This window comes from Faecalimonas sp. (assembly GCA_029264305.1).
Lineage (GTDB): Bacteria > Bacillota > Clostridia > Lachnospirales > Lachnospiraceae > Faecalimonas.
On the sequence record JARICA010000020.1, the window covers coordinates 138,078 to 145,277 of the forward strand.

6 protein-coding genes are annotated in these 7,200 nt (G+C 33.9%); 5 read left to right on the plus strand and 1 reads right to left on the minus strand.

Translation table 11 applies throughout. The annotated features are described in order from the left end of the window. Positions 1–20: 20 nt before the first annotated feature. Positions 21–611: a TetR/AcrR family transcriptional regulator gene (locus tag ACY2U7_RS07495; RefSeq protein ID WP_461816149.1), complete on the minus strand. Its 591-nt coding sequence runs from the start codon at positions 609–611 to the stop codon at positions 21–23. Positions 612–784: 173 nt separating this feature from the next. On the opposite strand from ACY2U7_RS07495, the gene ACY2U7_RS07500 reads away from it, so the two are divergent. The 5 genes from ACY2U7_RS07500 to ACY2U7_RS07520 form a co-directional block, all read left to right on the plus strand. After that, complete coding sequence (locus ACY2U7_RS07500) at positions 785–4,066, plus strand: M14 family metallopeptidase (protein WP_461816150.1); 3,282 nt, start codon at positions 785–787, stop codon at positions 4,064–4,066. A gap of 32 nt (positions 4,067–4,098) precedes the next feature. Further along, on the plus strand, positions 4,099–4,779 hold the full coding sequence (locus ACY2U7_RS07505) for a DUF969 domain-containing protein (RefSeq protein ID WP_461812233.1): 681 nt from the start codon (positions 4,099–4,101) through the stop codon (positions 4,777–4,779). A gap of 15 nt (positions 4,780–4,794) precedes the next feature. Then, complete coding sequence (locus ACY2U7_RS07510) at positions 4,795–5,739, plus strand: DUF979 domain-containing protein (RefSeq protein ID WP_461812234.1); 945 nt, start codon at positions 4,795–4,797, stop codon at positions 5,737–5,739. 19 nt (positions 5,740–5,758) lie between these two features. Beyond that, positions 5,759–6,745, plus strand: coding sequence for a 2,5-dihydroxypyridine 5,6-dioxygenase NicX family protein (locus ACY2U7_RS07515; protein ID WP_461812235.1), 987 nt, complete (start codon positions 5,759–5,761; stop codon positions 6,743–6,745). An 11-nt stretch (positions 6,746–6,756) separates the two neighbouring features. Then, positions 6,757–7,200: pyroglutamyl-peptidase I (locus ACY2U7_RS07520; RefSeq protein ID WP_461816151.1), on the plus strand; the 444-nt coding region annotated here is incomplete at its 3' end.

A 7,200-nucleotide genomic window follows, 5' to 3' on the forward strand; every position in this document is an offset into this window, starting at 1 on the left:
GTTAAAAGAAGAGAGTACAACTAGTGTGCTCTCAAAGATTCTAAGTATGTACAGACAATACCATGTCCGTAATGAAGTAAAGAATATCGTTGTTGTTGTAAACACCAATCATAAGTAAGACCACGTTCTAAGGACGCGATTTTCTCACTGATTTCCGTATAAGATTCGGATGAAATAATTTCTTCTGAATCGAAACCTTCTTTTACAAGTTGATTAAGAATCTGATAATAGCGACGTTTTGGATTTAAAATATATCTAGTACCTTGTGTCATAACTTGAAGACCATATAATGTTTGGAAAAAAGAAATATATGGAGAATGTTCTAGATTATCTAAAATAAATTCATCAAATGCAATTAATTTATCAACTGCACTTAAGTCTGGAGATAGAGATTCTAACCATTTGTCATAATCGTTATCAAAAAAATATGCAAGACTGAATATAAGATCTTCTTTTCCTCTAAAATGATGATAAAAAGATCCACGCGAAGTTTGGGAACGTTCGATAATCTCGTTGACAGTTGTTGCATCATATCCCTTTTCTAAAAATAATTCCCAAGCTGCATTTATTAGTCGTTCTTTTATTGTAGTATTTTCTGCTTTTTTTCTCATAAAATATGCAATCCTTTATCGTTTTATGCTTTTCAATTATATCACAAAAATTGGAAGAAGTACAAGTCTTGACATGTTAGAGAGACATTGCTAAAATAATAACAAAGTTAGTAGAATGAAGTACGGAATAAAGTACAAAAAAAGAAAAGTGAAAGAGAGAAAGGAGCGTTTACGTGGAGAAACAAAAGAAAATTCATCTTCCTAAAAAAATGGGAAAACAAGAGAGAAATCGGTTGATTGAGTTTGCTCTTTTAAAAGGGTTTCAATCAGTATCAGCTGAATTTCCGGTTGTTTCTAGAACAGAAGGTGAGGAAGTACCTGCAAGTTTTTTACAATATGAATTAGGAATTATGAAGACAAATGCACCGAAAGAATATGTGTCAGCGACAAAAAGTGCAAAAAAGATTCCAGATTTAGATTGGAGAAAAGAAAAAGGATTAGAGGCTATATTTGAAAAAGGAAAATTTTTAAAAGATCATAATTTGGATATGCTTCCAGATAGTTTAGATATGAAGATTATTCTTCCGGAGAATGCAGATGAATCAATGATCATTGCTGCTTGCAATATGGCTTTTCGTTTAGGAATGGAGACAACAGGTTATGAAGGACCTATTGTTGCAGATGAAACTTATGAAGGAAATGCATTTATAATTGAAGAAAGTGAAAAGTGTGAAGTTCGTTTTGATAAGCAGGAGAAAAGAACAGCAGTATACATATCTGGAAGAGGAGAAGAGTTGGAGAGATTTTCAGCTTGGATTTGTGAAAAATTCCCATTACTTCCGAATGGGGAAAGATGGACCGATCGATTGATGGAGTTGACAGATAGTTTTGCGATGAAAAACTTAGATGGTCAATTGAGCTATTTGAAAGCGTTTCAAGAAGAACTAGGAGAGTCTATAACAGCTTATGTATCACCAGAGATTCTTCCGATGAAAAAAGAAGTAGAAAAAGAATTTCCAAGTGTTACTTTTGAAAACTATAAAGGAATGAAAAAAGTATATGAAAAAGAATATGATATTCCTTGGGAAGTAGATGTTTGTAAGAATGTTTTAGAAACAAAAGTATATCCTCTGATACAGTCGGGAGATCAAGTAGAAGTTTATGCTGCATTGAGTGAAGAAGCAGATGTTAGAACTATATTAGAAAAAGAAATTAAAGAACAAATAGAGAAAAATGGAGCAAACCTTTCATATGCAGAAATTATTTGTGCTTATAAGCAAGGATTTTCTTGGATTGATGAAATTATTATTCCAAAACTGCAAAAGGAAAGAGTAGAAAAACTTCGTATAGCATTTAGACCATTTTTGCCAGAAGGGCAGACAGATTGGTTAGATGAAAATGGAGCAACCCCTTCTTACACAAATGTGGATTCTAGTAATCCGAATAAGTGGTATGATTTACCGATTCGTTATTTACAAGAGTTGTATCCAATTGTGGATATTATTGAGGAAAAATTAGGACTTAATAAAGAGAATGTTCTTTTTTCTGTATATGAAGGGGAAAAAGATTGTACATATTGGTTGGAAGCAGAAGATGAAAATGGAAATATAATTTTGGAAGAAAATTATCTTGCGGCGAATACAGAAAGACCTTATTTGGATGCTTATCCAGAAATGGGTAAAGTACACCCAGCAACTGGATATGTGAAGGTATTCATTAATGGGGAAGAAGTTTTAAATGAACGCATACGAACAGATGTGGAATGTATTTGGGATATTTATCAAAAAGAAGTCTTAAAAGATGTGCAAGAGTTTATGGAGGAGAAACTAGGGAATAATATTTCTTTAGCAACACAACCGTTTTTTTCAAGACTTTCTTTGGAAGTGATTGCAAGTGAGCCAGATTATAAATTACCTTGTAGAGAAGATTTGATTTCTACTTTAGATGCATTACATGAAGATATGTATTTTGTGGGCACAGATTTCTTTAAAAATTATGGGGTCAGACATTCAGGTGAATTGTTAGATGCTCCTGGACTTATTCTTCCGATTTTAAGAAAAGGTGAAGGAAAACCATATTTTAAAGTAACATTATATGATATAATGGCAGAAAAACCAGCATTAGTTTCGACACAGAAGGAGATTACTTCCTTTGCAACAAGAGAAGACTTAAGTGTTTATATGAATGCTTTAACATATGAGTCGGATCAAGTGATTGCGCATATTCATATTGATGGTGGGAATACTAAAGTAGCCAAATCATATGCCGATCTATTTAATAAAGAGGTTCTAGCTTCTTGCAAAGGATATATAGGAGTTGATATAGTAAAACTGTATGTGAATGGACATGTTTTTGATATGTATGTACAAAAAAATGAAGAACAAATGAAAGATTTGGATATTCGTGAAATTGATTTGTTGGAACATACATTGATTGGATATGAACAATATTTAGAAATTATAGAACAGTTAAAAAGAGTACCGGGAATTTCAGTTTATAAGACGGCAACATCCTATGCAGGGCGAGATATTTATGCGGTTGAACTGTTGCCAAAATATAAAGGATATCTATCGAGGACAAAAAGAATTAATTTATTGCCATCAGAGATTATTAATTCTAGACATCATGCGAATGAAGTTTCTAGTACAAATTCAGCTTTTATGTTATTAAAAGAACTTCTTACGAATCCTAAGTATGAAGATTTATCTGAAAAATTGAATTTAATCATTGTACCGATGGAAAATGTGGATGGAACAGCAATTCATTATGAATTACAAAAAGATAATCCATATTGGAAATTCCATGTTGCGAGATTTAATGCAATTGGAAAAGAATTTTATCACGAACATTTTAAAGAAGATACAATTCATACGGAAGCAATGGGCTTGACTAGATTATGGTATAGGGCTCTCCCGGATATTATCGTAGATAACCATGGTGTGCCAAGTCATGAATGGGAACAACAATTTTCTGGATATACATCGCCATCCTTTAAAGGATTTTGGCTTCCAAGATCGCTGTTATATGGATACTTTTGGTATGTAACCAATGAGGAATATAAGAGTAATTATTTGGTAAATAAGAGAATGGAAGATGTTATTGCAGATGCAATTGGGGCACAACAAGATATTTATAAATGGAATAAAGAGTGGATGCAACAATTTGAAAAATTTGCGCATGGTTGGATGCCAAAATTATTCCCTGCAAATTATTATAAAGATATGATTAATTATTGGATTCCATTCGAATATCAACCGGAACATAGATATCCATCTATTCGTTTCCCGTGGATTACAACTGTGGCATATACAAGCGAGGTGGCTGATGAGACTGCACAGGATGATTATTTGCATTTATGTGCGAAAGCTCATGTTATTCACGATTTAGCAACCATTGATATGTTTATAGAAGGAAAGAGTATTTTTGAAACAAGAGAAGAAAAAACAGATGATTTTGTTTCAATTAGCTGCATCAGACAACGACCGTTGATTGTTGACAGCTTTGAAAATAAATAAAAAGAAAAAAGAAGACAAAGGAGGAGAAAGGTATGGAGTACATTACTTTGATTGGGATTGTAATTGTTATAGCAGGATTTGCGCTAAAATTAGATAATATTTTGACTATTTTAGTAGCAGCAGTTGTAACAGCGTTAGTAGGAGGACTGGGTGTAGATGGTCTCCTAGAAACATTGGGATCAAGTTTTGTCGCAAACAGAAGTATGGCGATTTTTATTATTGTTATGCTTGTAACGGGAACATTGGAAAGAAGTGGTTTAAAAGAAGCTGCAGCGGCATTGATTGGAAAAATCAAAGGAGCTACAGCAGGTGCAGTTGTTGTTGCATATGGTATTATGAGAGCGATTTTTGCAGCATTTAATGTTGGGTTTGGTGGTGTTGCAGGTTTTGTAAGACCAGTGATTATGCCAATGGCAGATGCAGCAATTGAGAACACAGTAGGGAAAGCGAATGAAGAACATGAAGAGCAGATAAAAGGAATGGCTTCTGGTATGGAAAATATTACATGGTTCTTCTTCCAAGTGCTATTTATTGGGGGAAGTGGAGCGCTTCTTGTGCAAAGTACACTTGATGGACTTGGATATAAGGTAGATCTTGTGGATTTAGCAAAAGTAGAAATTCCAGTAGCGATTTTTGCACTTGTAGTTACTGTTGTTTATTATTTGTTGAGAGATAAGAAATTAATGAAAAAATACTATAAAAAAGAGAAATAGGAAGGAGGTTCTTTTATGTCGTTTTTTATGAGTTCAGAAGAGTTATTGGGAACAAAGTTATTAGAGATTGTTTATATTTTAATTGGATTGATTGCAATTTATACGGGTGTGAAAAATGCATTGGATAAAGAGAATCCTTCTAGAACAGGTACAGGTGTATTTTGGATTGTATTAGGAGTTGTGCTTGCCTTTGGTAGATGGATCCCTGCCAAGATGAATGGTGTTTTAATTATTGTTATGTGTATTCCGGCTATTTTACAGAAAGTTAAAATTGGGAAACATGACAAACCAACAGAAGAGGAATCAAAAGCAAATTATAATAAAGTAGGTATGAAAATTTTTCTTCCTGCACTTGCAATTGGAATTTGTGCGTTAGGATTTGCGTTATTTACAGATCTTGGAGCTTTGGTTGGTGTAGGAGTAGGTGTACTTGTTTCAGCGGTATTATTAATTGTATTCTTAAAATCAAACACACCAAAAGTATTGTTGAATGACTCAGAACGTATGCTTTCTACTGTAGGTCCATTAAGTATGTTGCCAATGCTTCTTGCAAGTTTGGGAGCAATTTTTACAGCGGCAGGTGTAGGTGATGTAATTGCAAAAATTGTGGGAAATGTGATTCCAAAAGGAAATGTAAATGTTGGTATTATTGTATATGCAGTAGGAATGATGTTGTTTACTATGATTATGGGGAATGCTTTTGCGGCGATTACTGTTATGACAGTAGGTATAGGAGCTCCGTTTGTATTTGCATATGGTGCTGATCCAGTATTGATTGGTATGCTTGCTCTTACATGTGGTTATTGTGGTACATTGCTTACACCTATGGCTGCTAACTTTAATATTGTACCAGTTGCATTATTGGATATGAAAAATAGATTTACTGTAATACGAAATCAAGTTGTAGTTGCAGTACTTATGCTTGTGTTCCAAATTGCATATATGATTATGTTTAAATAAAAAGAACTGAGGTAAAAAAATGAAAGGAATAGATCGTGGAGCCGAAATTGTAATTAAAAAATGGGTGAAATTAAAACCATGGCAAAAACTTTTGATTGTTACAAGTGAAGAAACGATAGAAGAGGCTCAGGCACTGAAAAAATTTGCATTGAAGAGAAGTGCTTCGGTAGATTTAATGATTGTAGAGAAAACAGGAATGAAAGTAGGAGTATTTTTTGATCAACATGAAGATATTTTTACTGGCTATCACGTGATTATAGGTGCTACGAACTATTCCTTAGTTACGACTCGTGCAGCAAAGAAAGCGATTAAACACGGTGGAAAATTTTTATCGCTTCCGCTTTGTACGAATGATGGGAAGCCGATGTTAAGTTATGATTTTATGACTATGGATACGAAGAAAAGTAAAATGCTTGCAATGGTCATTATGAAATACTTGAATTCAGCAAGTGTTATTCACATTACCTCTAAGAATGGAACTGATTTAAAAGTCTATAAAAGAAATAGAAAAGCCGGATTTTTTAATGGAGTATTGAAAGATGGGAAAGGATATTCATCTGCCAGTATTGAAGTGTATGTTCCTATTGAAGAAACAAAAAGTGAAGGAATCATGGTGGTAGATGGTTCACTTGGATATATTGGAAAAGCCGATTATCCAACGAAAATAGAAATTTCACAAGGGAAAATTAAAAAGATACAAGATACGATTACAGGATGTCAGCTCCAGGAATATTTGAGAAGTTATGAAGATGAAGGGATATTAGTTGCAAGTGAACTGGGAATTGGATTAAATTCTCAATCAAAATGTCGAGGGAAATGTTATATTGAAGACGAATCAGCATATGGAACATTTCATATTGGATTTGGAAGAAATCTTGCTTTAGGTGGGGTGCATGAAGCTAGTGGACATTATGATTTGGTTTGTATGGAACCGAATATTTATGCTGATAATCGACAGATTATGATGGAAGGGAAAATTATTACACCAGAACCAGAAGTGTATTAAGGAGGCAGAAAATGAAAGTTTTAATTACAGGATTTGACCCATTTGGTGGAGAAGCCGTTAATCCGGCTTATGAATCAGTAAAATTAATTCCAGATAAGATTAAAGGTGCAGAAATTATCAAGTTAGAAATTCCGACTGTATTTTGGGAAGCGGGAAAAACAGTTGAGAAGGCTATAGAAGAATATCATCCAGATGCTGTGCTTTGTATCGGACAAGCAGGTAGAAGATCTAATATACAGGTAGAAAGAATCGCTATCAATTTATGTGAAGCTCCGATTCCTGACAATGCAGGGAATCAACCTATGGATGAGAAATCCCAAGAAGATGGAGATGCGGCATATTTTGCAACGGTACCTGTAAAGGCGATGGTAAAAAATATCAATGATCATGGGATTCCGGCAAGTGTTTCCTATACAGCTGGAACATATGTATGTAATAATGTCATGTATGATTTG

Excerpts from the sequence above, each read along its gene's own strand:
- ACY2U7_RS07505 (WP_461812233.1), top strand. The coding sequence starts at position 4,099 with ATGGAGTACATTACTTTGATTGGGATTGTAATTGTTATAGCAGGATTT.
- ACY2U7_RS07495 (WP_461816149.1), bottom strand. The coding sequence starts at position 611 with ATGAGAAAAAAAGCAGAAAATACTACAATAAAAGAACGACTAATAAAT.
- ACY2U7_RS07510 (WP_461812234.1), top strand. The coding sequence starts at position 4,795 with ATGTCGTTTTTTATGAGTTCAGAAGAGTTATTGGGAACAAAGTTATTA.
- ACY2U7_RS07515 (WP_461812235.1), top strand. The coding sequence starts at position 5,759 with ATGAAAGGAATAGATCGTGGAGCCGAAATTGTAATTAAAAAATGGGTG.